The organism is Streptomyces sp. NPDC059668, assembly GCF_042734135.1.
Lineage (GTDB): Bacteria > Actinomycetota > Actinomycetes > Streptomycetales > Streptomycetaceae > Streptomyces.
In genome coordinates this window covers 41,585-57,089 of sequence record NZ_JBHWEL010000019.1, presented here as the reverse complement: position 1 = coordinate 57,089, position 15,505 = coordinate 41,585, and the positions used below count along the sequence as shown (strand labels likewise).

Below are 15,505 nucleotides of genomic sequence, written 5' to 3'. Positions count from 1 at the left end.
CCGGGTTGGGCGTGACTTCGTGTGCGGTATACAACACATCCGCCTCACCAACTCCCACACCGACCGCCCCACTTGGGGCCGCCCAGGCCCCCCGGGGGCCCCGGCACCCTCGTACGGTGCCGGGCCCACGCCGTTCACACGGTGTGTGCGCGCCGGGCCCGCATATGCCGCTCGCACACGCTCCCCACGCGCCCACCAGGCGAGTTGACTTTCCGTGTACATGCAAGGGATGTGACGACTACGGAAAGGAGCGGACACGTGACCGCCGACCCGGAGCATCCCGTGGTCCATGGAGAACTCGCGGAGTTACGCCGCAGACTCGACGTGGCACAGGCCCGCGTCGAGGGCGGACTGACCCTGCTCAGTCACCGCGCCGAACAGACCGCCAAGGACGTGGACGATCTGAGCACGCGCGTCGTCGCGATGGAACACACCCGCTGGCCGCTGCCCGCGGTCGCGGCCGTCACAGCCGTGGGCGCACTGGCCGTGGCGGTCTGGCAGGCCCTCGGCCACTAGGGCGTGTTGCGAAAATCCCGTCGTCCGCCCGGAGGGCGGGCCTCGCGGCGTCTGGTGCGTGCTCTCGGCATGGCGGGCGGAAGCCCGCGTACTGGACGTACTCGGGTTTTCGCCCGGTATGGCGAGAGTGCGTGCCAGGCGTCGTGGGGCAGGCGGGACTTTCGCAACACGCCCAGGGCGTGTCGGGCAGTGAGGTCAGGGCACGGCGTCCTGCCCGAGCCTGAGGTGGTGCAGGAGGAGCAGCGCGGCAGCCATGTTGGCGGCCGGGACCTCACCGCGGGCGACCATGTCGGGGACGAGCTTGAGGGGAACCCACTCCCGACGGTCGGACTCGTAGTCGTCCACGGGGTGTCCGATGTACGCGCCTTCGTCGGACCAGAAGATGTGGTGCCGAGCGTCGGTGAGCCCGTTGGAGGGCTCGACGCTCATCAGAGGGCGCAGGGGTCCCGGTCGCCAGCCGGTCTCCTCCTCCAGTTCGCGGGCCGCCGCGACGGCGATGTCCTCGCCGTCCTCGACGACGCCCGCCGCGAGTTCCCACCCCCAACTGTCGGTGATAAACCGGTGCCGCCACAGGAGCAGCACCTCGTTGGCGTCGTTCACCACGGTGGCCACGGCCACGGGACGCAGCCGTATGAGGAAGTGATCGAGGTGCCGGCCGTCCGGCAACTCGACATCTGCGAGATTGACGCTGAACCAGCGGTTTGCGTACACAGTTTGTTCGTTCAGTTTCGTCCACTGCACGGTTCTGCCACCTTCCGCCGAGTAGATGGCAATATCGCAGCAGGAGCGGCCTGACAGCAGGCGCACAGCGGCGCACGGCGCGGGGGCGGACGCGGTGGTCTAGATCGGTACGCGCAGTGCTCCGTCGATGAGTTCGGCCGCCTCGGCCGTGCCCGCGCAGCCGCTCCGCACCAGGTGTTCGCGTACCGCGCGCAGTCTGTCGCGCAGCCGCTGGGACTCCATTCCGCGTGCCTGCTCGGCCATCTGGACGGCGGTGGCCACCGCCTTGTCGGCGTTGCCCTGACGCAGCTCGATCTGGCTCAGCATGGCGAGCCGGTGCACCCTCCCCCGGTCGTGCGCCGGGGTGTCCACGGCCGCCGCGGCGTGCGCGGCCGCGGCCACCAGGTCGCCGAGGCTGAGGAGCGCCTCCGCCACTTGTACGTTGACCAGGCCGGGCTGGACATAGCCGGTCTCGTCGGGCTCGTAACCGCGCCGGATGCGCTCGGCGGCCTGCTCGGCACGACGGATGCAGGACAACGCGCTGCTGCCGTCGCCGAGGTGGGCGTACGCCTTCGCCTGCATCGCGTAGAGGTCGGAGGCGAGCGCCGGGGTGATGTGGCGTCCGGCGGCGCGCAGCGCGGCCTCCGCGAAGGCGACGGACTGCCGGTACTCCCGCATGAACAGCGACTGGTTGACCAGCAGCGCTATGACGTAGGCGCCGAGTCCCCGGTCCCCGCTGGCCTTGGCCAGCCGCAGCGCCTGGTGGAAGTAGCGCTGGGCGAGTCCGTGCGCGTCGGAGTCGTAGGCGCAGATGCCGGCGACGGCGACCAGGCCGCCCGTCGCACGGTGCAGCTGGCGGCCGGTGGCGTCGGTGTAACTGCCGCGCAGGAGGGGCGCCGTCTCGGCGTTGAGGAAGCCGACGATCCGGGTGCGGGTCGCGACGCCGCCGGCCTTGCGGTACATCTGCTCGTAGTGCGCGCGGGCCGAGCGCAGCATCTCGATGTCGGCCATGCTGACGTGATGGCGTCCGCCGCGCGAGACGTCCACGTCCTCGGGCGGGTTCTCCCACTCCCAGACGGGCATCACGGCGGGCGTGCCGGTGACGGCCGGTGCGCCGAGGATGTGCGGGCGCTGCTGTTCGTCGGAGCGCCACAGGGCAGTGGCCCGCTCGACGAAGCCGGAGAGCGACGTGCCGTGCGGAGCGGACGGCTCGCCCGGCACACCGAGTCCGATGTCGTCGAGCGTGACGGGCCGGTGCAGGCGCGCGGCGAGCACTTCACAGATCAGGTCGGGTACCTGGCCGCGCGGACGCTGGCCCTTCAACCACCGTGCCACGGCCGTGTGTTCGTACCTGAGGGCGAGGCCGCGCGCCCGCCCCGCCTGGTTGACATGGGCCGCGAGTCCCGCGTGCGAGATGCCGGCCTCGTCGAGGATCGCGTCGAGGAGAGTGTTGGGCTGCATGTGGGCCCCCCGGGTGGCTCAGTGCCGCCAGAGTAGTGCGTCCCGCTTCACACGGGGTGTGAACGGAATGCCCGTATCCGTGCGGTACGCGCGCTGTCGCGGAGCGTTCCCGCCCGCTTGACTGAAATGCCTCGCAAGAGGCCGGCCGGGCCGCCGGCTCCCCCTCGTACAGTGCGGCGGCCCGCCACCGCGCCGTCCGCCCAGCCGCCTGCCCGACACTCCGTGGCGGGGCGGACGGCTCCGCCGGCTGTACCGACCGGGGATGACGATCCGTCAACTCCGGTCGCCTCGTGACTCGTCGCGCCGGCGCGTCCTAGCGGGGCACGTACTGGGCCACGGAGCTGTCCTGTTGTAGGGGGCTGCGCGGGCGGTCGTTGCGCAGGACCAGGACGGCCACGTCGTCGGCGGGTCTGCCGCGCGTGTGACGCAGCAGCCCCTTCAGAACGGTGTGCAGGACGAACTGGGGTGCCGCGGGCCGGATCCGGACGGCTTCGGTGAGCGCGCTCGGCAGCGGAAAGAACCGGCCATGACCGTCGCGGGCGTCCTCGACACCGTCCGTGTGCAGGAACAGCCCCTCGCCCGGCAGCAGTTGACCGCAGTGCACGAGGGGCAGCTCGGCCGGGAGCGGGAACGGCCCGAGCGGCGGCAGGGGTTCGCCGGCCGACAGCCGTACGACACGGCCGTGGCCACCGGCCCGTGCGGCGTGGCCGGGGAGCAGATACGGCCAGGGGTGACCGCAGTTCAGCGCGTACACCTCGCCGTCCCGGCGGATCTCCAGCAGCAGTACGGTGACGAACTCCTCGGCGACCGGGCTCTCGGGGTCCGGGCCGGCCGCGGGGTGTTCGGCCTTCGCCCGCTCGCGAAGGTGCCGGCCCAGCGCACGCTCCAGGCGTCCGAGCACACACGCGAGTGAGGGCTCGTCGTGCGCCGCCTCGCGGAAGCTGCCGAGGACGGCGGCGACGGTGCCGAGCGCGCCGAGGCCGTGCCCGCGGACGTCGCCCATGACGACCCGTACCCCGTGCTCGGTGGCGATCACCTCGTAGAGATCACCGCCGACGTCGGCGCCACGGTCCGCGGAGACCTGGGCCGCGGCGACGTTCAGCCCGTCGATGCGCGGGGGCAGCGGGCGCAGCAGGACGCTCTGGGCGGCGCCCGCGACCGCGCGGGCCTGTCTGAGCTCTCGCAGGAGCGTCCGCCTGACGTGGAGTATCAGTCCCGTTCCCACCACGAAGAAGACGGCGCTGGAGACCATCCGGGGTACCAGCCCGTCCTGCTGGCCCAGCGGACAGGTCATCCGGTACGTGATCGCGATCGCGCCCCAGACGGTGGGCAGCCCCAGACTCAGTGCCCGCCGCAGGGGCGGGCGGTCGGCCCGCCGGACCGACCGGTCGAGGTCTGCCCGCAGACCGTCCCCACGGGGGCTTCGCGACGGCCGTTCCCGGTGTCCGCCCCGGTGCACCGCCCGGACCAGCCCGGCCCGCAGACACCCCGCCCGGCTCCGCGCCGCGCGGCTCGTCCGGGCCGGCTCCCGTGCGTTCGTCCGGAGCCGGACCCCAGCGGGAGCCCCAGCCTTGATACGGATCATGCCGATGGCCCCCCAATAGGCCCGACAGCGCAGACGGCCTCCGTGAGACCGGTCCGATTCTGTCGACCGCATGCCCCGATCGGGCCACATCGCCCGGACTTGCCACCCGAACGAGTGAGGCATCCCCCGTCACATGCATTTATGCAGGTGAGGTGAGGTGGGAGGAGCTGCGTGCCGGGGGTCGGGGCGCGGGTGGGTCGTTGCTGGCCGCGCCGTTCCCCGCGCCCCCGAGGGGCGCGCGCCCGGCGCCCGCGGCGTCATCGCAGGGGCATACCTCCTGCCGGCCGCTCCGCGCACGCTGTCCCCGACGGGGAACCGTCCCGGACAGGGGGCGCGGGAAACGGCGCGACCGACCACGACCCACCGGCACCCGGCCCTCGGTCCCCGACAGGGAACCGTCCCGGCCAAGGGGCGCAGGGAACGGCGCGACCAGCCACGACGCACCGGCACCCGGCCGCCGGCACCCGACAGGGAACCGTCCCGGACAGGGGGCGCGGGAAACGGCGCGACCGACCACGACCCACCGGCATCCGGCCCTCGGTCCCCGACAGGGAACCGTCCCGGCCAAGGGGCGCGGGGAACGGCGCGACCAGCCACGACGCACCGGCACCCGGCCGCCGGCCCCCGACAGGGAACCGCGCCCTGAAAGGGGCGTGGGAAACGGCGTGGCCGGCCACGGACGAGCCGCGGCCGGCCGAGGACCCGCAGTCCCCCTGCTCCACCGGCGGAGCTACCCGCGCAGCACCGCCCCGGCCCGCTCACCCGCGAGGGCCACCGCCGCGTCACGGGCGGCCGACGCCTCGTCGACGGTCAGGGTCCGGTCGGCCGCGCGGAAGCGCAGCGCGTAGGCCAGGGACTTCTTGCCCTCGCCCAGCTGCTCGCTCTCGTAGACGTCGAACAGCCGGATGGACTCCAGGAGGGTGCCGGCGCCTTCCCGCAGCGCCGCCTCCACCTCCGCGTGCGGAACGCCTCGGTCGACGACCAGGGCGACGTCCTGCGTGGCGACCGGGAAGCCGGAGATCCGCGGCGCCTGCAGCGCTCCGGCACCCGCCTCCGCCAGACGGTCGAGGTCGAGCTCCATCGCACAGGTGCGCCCGGGCAGGTTCAGCGCCTTCAGCACGCGCGGGTGGAGCTCACCCGCGTGACCGATGACCTGCTCCGCGCCGTCGAGCACGACCGCCAGCTCGGCGCAGCGGCCCGGGTGCCACGGCCCGTAGCGGCCCGCGCGGACGACGAGCTCGGCGCCCGCCTCATGGGCGACCGTCCGGGCCGCCTCCACCGCGTCCGCCCAGTCGGCCGGACGGCCCTTGCCCCACCAGCCGGCCTGTTCGCGGGCGCCCGTGAGGACGACCGCGACGTGCCGGGGCTGGGCGGGGAGCGTGGCGGTGAGCGCCGCGATCTCCTCGTCCGTGGGACGCCGGTCCACCGGGAGCCGGGACGCGACGCGCTGCTCCCCGTGGGGGTGGAAGACCAGTCCGGTCTCGAACAGCGCCAGGTCGTGCGAACCACGGCCGTCGTTGCGGCGCAGCGCGCCGAGCAGACCCGGCAGCAGCGTCGTACGGAGCGCCGGCTCCTCGTCGGACAGCGGGTTGACGAGCGTGACCACCCGCCGGTTCGGGTCGTCCGCGGCCAGACCGAGCTGGTCGAAGACGTCCTCGCTGAGGAACGGGTAGTTCAGCGTCTCGACGAGTCCGGCCCCGGCCAGCGCGCGGCCGACCCTGCGGTGCAGCCGCTGGCGCTCGGTCAGGCCGCGGCCGGCGGGCGGCCGCGGCAGCGTGGAGGGCAGGTTCTCGTAGCCCTCCAGGCGGATGACCTCTTCGGCCAGGTCGTTCGGCGCCACCAGGTCGGGCCGCCAGGACGGCACGGTGACGATCAGTTCGTCCTGCCCGTAGACGTCGCAGCCGACCTGCTGGAGACGGCGTACGACGGTCTCGCGGCCGTAGGCGACACCGGCCACCTGGTCCGGGTGGTTCGCCGGTGCGGTGATGGTGTGCGGCGCGGACGGCGTGATGACCTCGGTGACCCCGGCCTCGGCGCTGCCGCCCGCGAGGAGGACCAGCAGGTCGACGGTGCGCTGCGCGGCGGCCGAGGAGGCCTGCGGGTCGACGCCCCGCTCGAAGCGCTTGGACGCCTCCGAGCCCAGCTTGTGACGGCGTGCGGTGCGGGCGATGGAGACCGGGTCGAAGTGCGCGGCCTCGATCACGACGTCACCGGTGGCACGCGTGGTGTCCTCGTGATCGGCGATCTCCGTGTCGGCACCGCCCATGACGCCCGCCAGGCCGATGGGCCCGCGGTCGTCGGTGATCACCAGGTCCTCGGCGTCGAGGACCCGCTTGGTGCCGTCCAGCGTGGTGAGGCGCTCGCCCTGCTCCGCCCTGCGCACGCCGATCGTCCCCTGCACGAGGGAGCGGTCGTAGGCGTGCAGGGGCTGGCCGAGCTCCAGCATCACGTAGTTCGTGACGTCGACGGCGAGCGAGACGGGACGCATCCCGGCCTTCTGCAGCCGGCGGCGCAGCCAGATCGGGGAGCGTGCCTCGGCGGACAGTCCGGTGACGGTGCGCGCGGTGAAGCGGTCGCAGCCGAGCGGCTCGGAGACCTGCACCGGGTAGCCGAACGCGTTCGGCGCCGGTACGTCGAGCAGCGCCGGGTCGCGCAGCGGCAGGCCGTAGGCGATGGCGGTCTCGCGGGCGACGCCGCGCATCGACAGGCAGTCGCCGCGGTTGGCGGTGACGGCGATGTCCAGGACCTCGTCGACGAGCTCCAGGAGCTCGACGGCGTCGCTGCCGGCCTCGTACTCGGGCGGCAGGACGATGATGCCGCCGCTGCCGTCGTCGCCCATGCCCAGCTCGTCACCGGAGCAGATCATGCCGTGCGAGGTCCTGCCGTACGTCTTGCGCGCGGCGATCGCGAAGTCGCCGGGCAGGACGGCACCTGGCAGGACCACGACGACCTTGTCGCCGACGGCGAAGTTGCGGGCGCCGCAGACGATCTCCTGGGGCTCACCGGTGCCGTTGGCGGTGCCGACGTCGACGGTGCAGAACCGGATGGGCTTCTTGAAGCCCTCCAGCTCCTCGATGGTCAGGACCTCGCCGACGACGAGGGGGCCCTTGAGGCCCGCGCCGAGCTGCTCGACGGTCTCCACCTCGAGGCCCGAGGAGATGAGCTTGGCCTGGACGTCGCGCCCGGTCTCCGTCGCCGGCAGGTCGACGTACTCCCGCAGCCAAGAAAGCGGGACCCGCATCAGATCTCCATCCCGAACGGCCGGGTGAACCGGACGTCACCCTCGACCATGTCTCGCATGTCTTCGACGTTGTGGCGGAACATCAGCATCCGTTCGATGCCGAACCCGAAGGCGAATCCGCTGTACTTCTCGGGGTCGACGCCCGCGGCGACCAGTACCCGGGGGTTGACCATGCCGCAGCCGCCGAGTTCGATCCAGCCCTCGGAGGAGCAGGTGCGACAGGGCCGGTCGGGGTTGCCGACGGAGTCCCCGCGGCAGACGTAGCACACCATGTCCATCTCGGCGGACGGCTCGGTGAACGGGAAGAAGTTCGGGCGCAGCCGGGTCTTCATGTCCGGGCCGAAGAGCGACTGGACCATGTGGTCGAGGGTGCCCTTGAGGTCGGCCATGGTCAGGCCCTCGTCGATGGCGAGCAGCTCGACCTGGGTGAAGACGGGGGTGTGCGTGGCGTCCAGCTCGTCGGAGCGGTACACGCGGCCCGGGCAGATCACGTAGACCGGGGGCTCGCGGTCGAGCATCGAGCGGATCTGCACCGGCGAGGTGTGGGTGCGCAGCACGATGTTCGACTCCTCTTCGTGGCCCTTGGGGCCCTTCACGAAGAAGGTGTCCTGCATACCGCGCGCCGGGTGGTCCGGGCCGATGTTCAGGGCGTCGAAGTTGAACCACTCCGCCTCGACCTCGGGGCCCTCGGCGACCTCGTAGCCCATGGCCACGAAGACGTCCTCGATACGCTCCGACAGCGTGGTCAGGGGGTGACGCGCGCCGGCCGGCACCCGGTCGTACGGCAGGGTGACGTCCACCGCCTCCTCGACCAGTACCCGGGCGTCGCGCTCGGCCTCCAGCTCGGTCTGGCGGGCGCCGAGTGCCTTGTTCACGGCACCGCGGGCCTGACCGACGATCTTGCCGGCGGCGGCCTTGGCGTGCGGGGGCAGGGCGCCGATCTCGCGGTTGGCGAGGGCCAGCGGTGAGGTGCCGCCGGTGTGGGCGACCTTGGCCTCCTGGAGCGCGTCGAGGTCACCGGCGGCGGCGAAGGCGGCGAGCGCCTCGTCCCGCATGCGCTCGATCTCTTCCGGTTTCAAGGCCTCGACCTCTACAGGGTCGTACGACTTATTCGGTGCCGACATCTCTTCCCGTGCTTCCGGTTGGCTGGCGGATGGTCCCCGTCCCGACTCGTCTCGACTCGTCTCGACTCGGGGGACGCGCATCGTCCCTGAAACATGAAACGGGGACGCAAAGGTGCCAAAGGCCGAGTCTAACGGGGGTGGGGGGCCGTGCCGGACTGCGCGTCCCGGCGCGGGCTCCCCTGTGTGTGCGCCCGTGGGGCCTCGTCGGCGTTACAGCAGATACGCCGGGGTGCTCACGGGCAACGTAAATCGGAACTCGGCGCCGCCGCCGGGGGCGCGGCCGACCGTGATCGTACCGCCGTGGGCTTCGACGATTCCTTTGACGATGTACAGCCCGAGACCCGTGCCGCCACGCTTGCTGCCCCGCCAGAAGCGGGTGAAGACGCGGTTCATGGATTCCTCCGGGATGCCGGTGCCCTCGTCGCTCACGGTCACCGAGGTGGCGGCGTGGGCGGCGCTCGCGGCGGTCGCGGCGGTCGCGTCGTCTGCCCGCTCCCGCGGGGACGCCGAGGGCGTGATGTCGATGGTGACGGTTCCCTCGCCGTGGCGCACCGCATTTTCCAGCAGGTTGCTGAGCACCTGGTCGATCTTGTCCGGGTCGGCCCACAGCTGGGGCAGCGGCTGTTCGATGCGCAGCAGGAAACGGTCGGCGGGCTGGCCCGAGGTGACGTAGGCCTGGATGTGGCGGCCGACGGCGGCGCCTATGTCGACGGGCTGGCGGCGCACTTCGAGCCGTCCGGAATCGATGCGGGAGATGTCGAGCAGTTCGGCGATGAGGCGGGTGACCCGGTCGGCGTCGGCGTCCACCGTCTCCAGCATCAGCTTCTTCTGGTCGTCGGTGAAGCGTTCCCACTTGGCGAGCAGCGTGGCGGTGAAGCCCTTGACGGAGGTGAGCGGGGAGCGCAGTTCGTGGGCGACCGTGGCGATCAGTTCGGCGTGGCTGCGCTCGGTGCGGCGGCGGGCCTCGGTGTCGCGCAGCGAGACGACGACCCGGCGGACGGGCCCGGTGGGCCGGCCGCGGACGTACCGTGCGGAGACCAGGACCTCGCGGCCGCCGGGCAGCAGCAGGTTGCGTTCGGGCTGGCCGACACGGATCGCGAGCCCGCCGTAGGGGTCGGTCAGCTGCCACCACCGGCGGCCTTCGAGGTCCTCGAGCGGGAGGGCCGCTTCCAGCTGCCGTCCGAGGGCCTCGGCGGCGGGGACGGCGGTGATGCGGGCGGCGGCGGCGTTGAAGGAGATCACCCGGCCGTGCTCGTCGGCGACGACGAGTCCGTCGGGGAGGTCGTCGGGATCGACACCGAGGTCGGCTCCGAGTTGCTCCTCGCCCCGGGGCGCGGGCGTGTCACGCACGTCCCGTGCGCGCAGTGCGCTGTTCGCACCGCTCGTGCCGACACCCATCCCCGTATCCCACCTCTCGTCTGGCGGTGGGGCACCTCCCTGCTCGAGCGAAGCCGAGAGCTTGGGGGAGGTCCCCCGAGCCCGTCACCCTACTAGCCGTCGGTGACGGAGCGGCACCCTCCGGAGGCACGCTGTGCACGGGCGGACGCGTAGAGACATACGGCGGCGGCGGTCGCCAGGTTCAGACTCTCGGCCTTTCCGTGGATCGGAACGCGCACGACGGCGTCGGCCAGCGCGCGCGTCTCCTCCGGGAGCCCCCAGGCCTCGTTGCCGAACACCCAGGCGGTGGGGCCGCCCATGGTGCCCTCGTCCAGTTCGTCGTCGAGGTCGTCCTGTCCGGCGCCGTCCGCGGCGAGGATCCGCACACCGGCGGCCTTCAGCCCCCGCACGGCGTCCTCGACGGGGACCCCGACGGCGACGGGGAGGTGGAACAGAGACCCGACGGAGGCCCGTACGGCCTTGGGGTTGTAGAGGTCGACGGAGGCGTCGGTGAGGACGACGGCCTCGGCACCCGCGGCGTCCGCGCAGCGCAGCACGGTGCCGGCGTTCCCGGGGTCGCGGACGTGCGCGAGGACGGCGACGAGCCTGGGCCGTGCCGCGAGGATCTCCTCGAACGGGGTGTCGAGGAAGCGGCAGACGCCGACGAGGCCCTGCGGGGTGACGGTCGTCGAGATGTCGGCGATCACCTCCTCGTCGGCGAGGTGCACGCGGGCCCCGGCCTCCCGGGCGTCCCCGACGATGTCGGCGTAGCGCTCCGCGGCTTCGGGGGTGGCGAACAGTTCGACGAGCGTGGGGGTGCCGTCGGCACGGTGGGCCGCCGCCTCGCGCACCGCCTGCGGGCCCTCGGCGAGGAACAGCCGCTCCTTGCCCCGGAAGTTCCGCCGGGCCAGCCGCCGCGCGGCCAGGACGCGGGGCGACCGCGGGGAGATCAGCTCGACGGGGGCGGCGGGCATGGGGTCACCTCAGGGGGTCTGCGAAAGGGGGAACGACGGTCCGTGCCGCGGGCCAGGGTGCCGCGGACGCGGGCTGTGCGGGCCGCGGACGGACGTGCGCGGCACCGGCGCCGGCAGGGGTGGACGGGCGGCGGGGTGACCGGTGGGTGCCCAGGGGTCGCGTACCGGACGGACACCGGCGTATCCGGAGGTCCGAGGACACCCCGTGGAACGGACGGCGCGCCCCGCCCGCCGGACCCGCGGAGCGCGAACGCACAGGGACCCGCAAGCCATGAGGCAAGCGGGTCCACGGGCTACGTCCGGCTCAGGCCAGTACGAGCGTCACGCGGCCTTCGGCGCGTTGACGTCCGACGGCAGCGCCTTCTGCGCGACCTCGACGAGCGCGGCGAACGCACCGGCGTCGTTCACGGCCAGCTCGGCCAGGATCTTGCGGTCGACCTCGATGTTCGCGGCCTTCAGACCCTGGATGAAGCGGTTGTAGGTGATGCCGTTGGCGCGGGCAGCGGCGTTGATGCGCTGGATCCACAGCTGACGGAAGTCGCCCTTGCGCTTCTTGCGGTCGTTGTAGTTGTAGACCAGGGAGTGGGTGACCTGCTCCTTGGCCTTGCGGTACAGACGCGAACGCTGACCGCGGTAGCCGCTGGCGGCTTCGAGGATCGCCCGGCGCTTCTTGTGGGCGTTGACTGCCCGCTTGACGCGTGCCACTTTTTAACTCCTTGTAGCGGGGCCGTGGTCGGTGGTCACACGGCCCGAATTCGATTGGGTCCCGGTCCTGGCGTACGGCGGCGGCGGTGCCGCCGGTACGTCACTTGCCGAGAAGCTTCTTGATCTTCTTGGCGTCGCCCGGGGCCATCTCGGCGTTGCCGGTCAGGCGCCGCGTCAGACGGGACGACTTGTGCTCGAGCAGGTGGCGCTTGCCGGCGCGCTCACGGAGCACCTTGCCGGAGCCGGTGATCTTGAAGCGCTTGCTGGCACCGCTGTGCGACTTGTTCTTCGGCATAGCGCCGTTCTCTCCTCGTCAGTGGCGTTCCGGTGCCCGGTCGCGAAACCGGGCACGGTGGAACGTCATGTATGTATCGGTTGGCATCCCCTGACGCGCCTCCCGGGACGTCCCGGACTCTCGTCCCGGACTTCCCGGAGCCTTCGCCCTGGGATCAGGCCTCGGCGGATGCCTCGGCCGGAGCCTCGGCGGTCTCGGCCTCGGCCTCGGTGATCTCGCCCTCGCTGTCGGCGACCTCACCTTCGGCGATCTCCCCGTCGGCCGCGTTCTGCGAGCGACCCGGATTGGCCTTCGCTTCGGCCTTGCGAGCCGCCTGGGCCTCACGGGCCTCGGCCATCGCCTCGGTCTTCTTCTTGTGCGGGCCGAGAACCATGATCATGTTTCGGCCGTCCTGCTTCGGGTTCGACTCGATGAACCCGAGGTCCTCGACGTCCGAGGCCAGCCGCTGAAGCAGTCGGTAGCCGAGCTCCGGCCGGGACTGCTCGCGACCACGGAACATGATCGTGATCTTGACCTTGTCGCCCTGCTTGAGGAACCGGACGACGTGACCCTTCTTGGTGTCATAGTCGTGCGGGTCGATCTTCGGCCGGAGCTTCATCTCCTTGATGACCGTGTGCGCCTGGTTCTTGCGCGCCTCACGGGCCTTCATGGCCGACTCGTACTTGAACTTCCCGTAGTCCATGAGCTTGCAGACGGGCGGGCGAGCGTTCGCCGCCACCTCGACGAGGTCGAGGTCGTACTCCTGAGCAAGCTCAAGGGCCTTGGCAAGCGGAACAATCCCGACCTGCTCGCCGCTAGGACCGACAAGTCGCACTTCGGGAACGCGAATCCGGTCGTTGATGCGGGGCTCGGCGCTGATGGATCCTCCTCGGTAGCACCACACGGCGGTCTGGCGGACAGCCGCGTATGTCTCTGATGACACGTGGACCAACCACCGCGGGGCATGAAAAATGCCCCGGACGGGACACAGGCGGGGCTCCATGGATTACCGGAGCACCGCCGCGGTCAACCGCGGGGCGCACTTTCGGGCGACTCCACCGTCCGTACGGAACGGTGGTGGCCGCCTGACCGGGTGACCTGCCGTCCCGGAGGACAGTCAGGTGGGAGATCGGAGCCTCCACTTGTGGGCCGGACACGTACATGTCCAGCCGGTCGTTACACAAGGTTAGCAGCTTGGGCCGATATCGGCTAACCGAGGCCAACTGGGGCCGGGAACCGCCCGGGACCTATCGTGTGGGGCATGAGTGACACCCCTCCCCAGAACCCCGACTTCGACAGCATGACCCGCGACATCGCCGAGGTCCCCGCGGTCGAGGTCCTCGTGACGGTCGCGGTCAACCTGATGAGCGCCGCCGCCGTGAAGCTCGGTCTGACCGAGGAGGGCGACAAGTACAAGGACCTCGACGAGGCCCGCAAGCTGATCCACGCGCTGGCCGGTCTGCTCGACGCGAGCGCCACCGAGATCAGCTCCTTCCACGCGTCCCCGCTGCGCGACGGCCTGAAGTCGCTCCAGCTGGCGTTCCGCGAGGCGTCCCTCGTCCCGGACGAGCCCGGTCAGGGCCCGGGCGAGAAGTACACGGGCCCCGTCTACGGCTAGTCCGTCCTCCCCGCCCACCCTCTCCACCGGCGTACGCGCTCCCGCACACGCGCGTCGTCCTAAGAACGTACGTACAGGGGCTCGCCCGGTGGCGTCGTCCCGGCCGGCAGCAGTGCCAGGTCGAGGCCGCGCACCAGGCGGGCCCTCAGCGTCTCGTCGGCGGCGAGCCGCCCCGCGACGGCCCGGGCGGCCTCGGCCGGTTCCGCGGACGCGTCCAGGACGAGTGCGAGGGTGCCGTCCGCCCGGCCGGGGCCGAGGTGGGCCCGCACGACGGCGGGCTCGGCGGCCACGGCCGCGCGCACCGCCTCGACGACCGTCGGATCGGCGAGCGGGTCCGCCGTCGTGCGCCCCTCGGCGAGGGCCAGCAGCGCGGAGCCGGTCAGTTCGTAGGGGACGGGACCGGCCAGATCGAGGACGAGCGTGTCGGCCCGCTCGTGCGCGGCGGCCTGAAGCGCCTGGTGCAGGGGTACGGCGACCGGGCGCGCCGCCGGGTCCCAGCGGGCCAGCGTCTCGGTGGACGTGAAGGCGGGCAGGGCCGTGCGGCCGCCGGCCTTCAGGGTCGGCACCGCCATGTCGCTGGTCTTCTCGTGACGCAGTCCGTTCTCGTCCTCCTCCACCTCGCCGAGGACGGCCACGACGGGCACCAGCAGCCGGGCGCCCTTGAGCGCCTCCAGGACCGGCCCCACGGCGGTGCGGTCCTCGGCCCAGGCCGCGAGCGCCGCGGTCAGCCGGGGATCGGCGGAGCCGTCGTCGTCGGGGAAGCCGGAGTCGGGAATGTTCTTGTTCGCCACGGTCCCCGACCCTATCGGGGGGATGCTGCTGCGCTTGTGCGGGCCCGGAAACCCGCTGGTGACAGCTCTCACCGGATTCTCAGCTCCCGCTGACCCGGCGTTCACGCACTCCTGACGCCGGACACAGCCGCGGCCCCGAGCATCGCGGGATGGCCTCTCACAGAGCTCGTCGGCGGCGTGGTCGCGCGTCCGGACGAAGGACAGTCGTGTACGCGGTGGTGGCGTCCGCCGTGCTCGTCGGCGGCACGGCCGCCGGAACGGTGTACGTGAAGGCACAGGCGCGCGACCGGGGCGGCCTCGTATCCTCCTCCTCGGCGGCGGCCGGCGCGTCGCCGGAGGCATCGGAACCGACCAGCGGGGAGACAGCGGTGGAACCCGTCACGGAGCCCTCGGTGGACCGCACCGCGCTGCTCACCAAGGGGATGCGGGCCGTGACCGTGGCGCCGGGCGCCGAGGTGTCGGTCGCGGTGCTCGACCTGGACTCCGGTGAGAGCGCCGCGTACGGCGGGGGGAGCTTCGACACGGCGAGCATCGTCAAGGTCGACATCCTGGCCGCGCTGCTGCTCCGGGCGCAGGACGCGGACCGGCGCCTGACGGCGCGGGAGAAGACGTACGCCACCGCGATGATCACGAGGAGTGACAACGCGTCCGCGTCCGCCCTGTGGGACGCCATCGGGCAGGCGGACGGACTCGACGCGGCGAACGACCGCTTCGGCCTGAAGGGCACCGAGGGCGGGGACGGCGCGCTGTGGGGTCTCACCCGGACCACGGCGGCCGATCAACTGACCTTGCTCAGGCAGGTGTTCGGGGACGGCTCACGGCTCGACAAGGCCTCGCGGACGTATCTCCAGGGGCTCATGGGCGAGATCGTCGCCGATCAGCGGTGGGGGGTCTCGGCCGCGGCCGACGGATCCGGCTCGGCCCTGAAGAACGGGTGGCTGCCGCGCAGTACGACCGGGCTGTGGGACGTCAACAGCATCGGGCGGATCACCGCCGCCGGCCACGACTATCTGGTGGCGGCCCTGTCCGACGGCAACTCGACCAAGGCGGAGGGGATCTCGCTGGTGGAGGCGGCGGCGCGGGCGGCGGTCGCCGCGTTCTCCACCCCCTGAGGCCGTA

The 15,505-nt window shown here is 72.1% G+C and carries 14 protein-coding genes; 3 read left to right on the top strand and 11 right to left on the bottom strand.

Going from position 1 to position 15,505, the window contains the following annotated elements:
• Positions 1-258 precede the first annotated feature (258 nt).
• Positions 259-516, top strand: a complete 258-nt coding sequence (locus ACFV2J_RS16505) for a hypothetical protein (protein WP_351623964.1) — start codon at positions 259-261, stop codon at positions 514-516.
• 195 nt (positions 517-711) lie between these two features.
• Here the strand turns inward: ACFV2J_RS16505 and ACFV2J_RS16500 are convergent, their stop codons facing one another.
• The 10 genes from ACFV2J_RS16500 to infC form a co-directional block, all read right to left on the bottom strand.
• Positions 712-1,257, bottom strand: a complete 546-nt coding sequence (locus ACFV2J_RS16500) for an NUDIX hydrolase (RefSeq protein WP_385088422.1) — start codon at positions 1,255-1,257, stop codon at positions 712-714.
• Positions 1,258-1,356: 99 nt separating this feature from the next.
• Positions 1,357-2,697 (bottom strand): transcriptional regulator, encoded by a 1,341-nt coding sequence (locus ACFV2J_RS16495; RefSeq protein ID WP_385088424.1) that lies wholly within the window; start codon positions 2,695-2,697, stop codon positions 1,357-1,359.
• Positions 2,698-3,010: 313 nt separating this feature from the next.
• Positions 3,011-3,991: a PP2C family protein-serine/threonine phosphatase gene (locus tag ACFV2J_RS16490; protein ID WP_385088425.1), complete on the bottom strand. Its 981-nt coding sequence runs from the start codon at positions 3,989-3,991 to the stop codon at positions 3,011-3,013.
• A gap of 1,021 nt (positions 3,992-5,012) precedes the next feature.
• Positions 5,013-7,523 carry a phenylalanine--tRNA ligase subunit beta gene (gene pheT / locus ACFV2J_RS16485; protein WP_385439261.1) on the bottom strand — a complete coding sequence of 837 codons (2,511 nt, stop codon included), beginning with the start codon at positions 7,521-7,523 and terminating at the stop codon, positions 5,013-5,015.
• On the bottom strand, positions 7,523-8,647 hold the full coding sequence (pheS, locus tag ACFV2J_RS16480; RefSeq protein ID WP_385091005.1) for a phenylalanine--tRNA ligase subunit alpha: 1,125 nt from the start codon (positions 8,645-8,647) through the stop codon (positions 7,523-7,525). Before pheS ends, pheT begins: the two co-directional genes overlap by 1 nt.
• Positions 8,648-8,857: 210 nt before the next feature.
• Positions 8,858-10,045, bottom strand: a complete 1,188-nt coding sequence (locus ACFV2J_RS16475) for an ATP-binding protein (protein WP_385091008.1) — start codon at positions 10,043-10,045, stop codon at positions 8,858-8,860.
• Between the two features lie 92 nt (positions 10,046-10,137).
• Complete coding sequence (locus ACFV2J_RS16470; protein WP_385091011.1) at positions 10,138-10,998, bottom strand: TrmH family RNA methyltransferase; 861 nt, start codon at positions 10,996-10,998, stop codon at positions 10,138-10,140.
• 321 nt (positions 10,999-11,319) lie between these two features.
• On the bottom strand, positions 11,320-11,703 hold the full coding sequence (rplT, locus tag ACFV2J_RS16465) for a 50S ribosomal protein L20 (RefSeq protein WP_054236131.1): 384 nt from the start codon (positions 11,701-11,703) through the stop codon (positions 11,320-11,322).
• 100 nt (positions 11,704-11,803) lie between these two features.
• The gene (rpmI, locus tag ACFV2J_RS16460) at positions 11,804-11,998 is read right to left on the bottom strand and encodes a 50S ribosomal protein L35 (protein WP_003947156.1); all 195 of its coding nucleotides are present in this window, start codon (positions 11,996-11,998) and stop codon (positions 11,804-11,806) included.
• Positions 11,999-12,152: 154 nt separating this feature from the next.
• Entirely contained in the window at positions 12,153-12,881 is a 729-nt protein-coding gene (gene infC / locus ACFV2J_RS16455) for a translation initiation factor IF-3 (RefSeq protein ID WP_385091024.1), read from the bottom strand.
• Between the two features lie 357 nt (positions 12,882-13,238).
• Between infC and ACFV2J_RS16450 the strand changes: the two genes are divergently transcribed.
• Complete coding sequence (locus ACFV2J_RS16450) at positions 13,239-13,595, top strand: DUF1844 domain-containing protein (RefSeq protein WP_168527253.1); 357 nt, start codon at positions 13,239-13,241, stop codon at positions 13,593-13,595.
• Between the two features lie 59 nt (positions 13,596-13,654).
• On the opposite strand, the gene ACFV2J_RS16445 is transcribed toward ACFV2J_RS16450, so the two are convergent.
• Positions 13,655-14,386, bottom strand: a complete 732-nt coding sequence (locus ACFV2J_RS16445; protein ID WP_385091015.1) for an SseB family protein — start codon at positions 14,384-14,386, stop codon at positions 13,655-13,657.
• Positions 14,387-14,535: 149 nt separating this feature from the next.
• Between ACFV2J_RS16445 and ACFV2J_RS16440 the strand changes: the two genes are divergently transcribed.
• The gene (locus tag ACFV2J_RS16440) at positions 14,536-15,498 is read left to right on the top strand and encodes a serine hydrolase (protein WP_385091018.1); all 963 of its coding nucleotides are present in this window, start codon (positions 14,536-14,538) and stop codon (positions 15,496-15,498) included.
• Positions 15,499-15,505 lie beyond the last annotated feature (7 nt).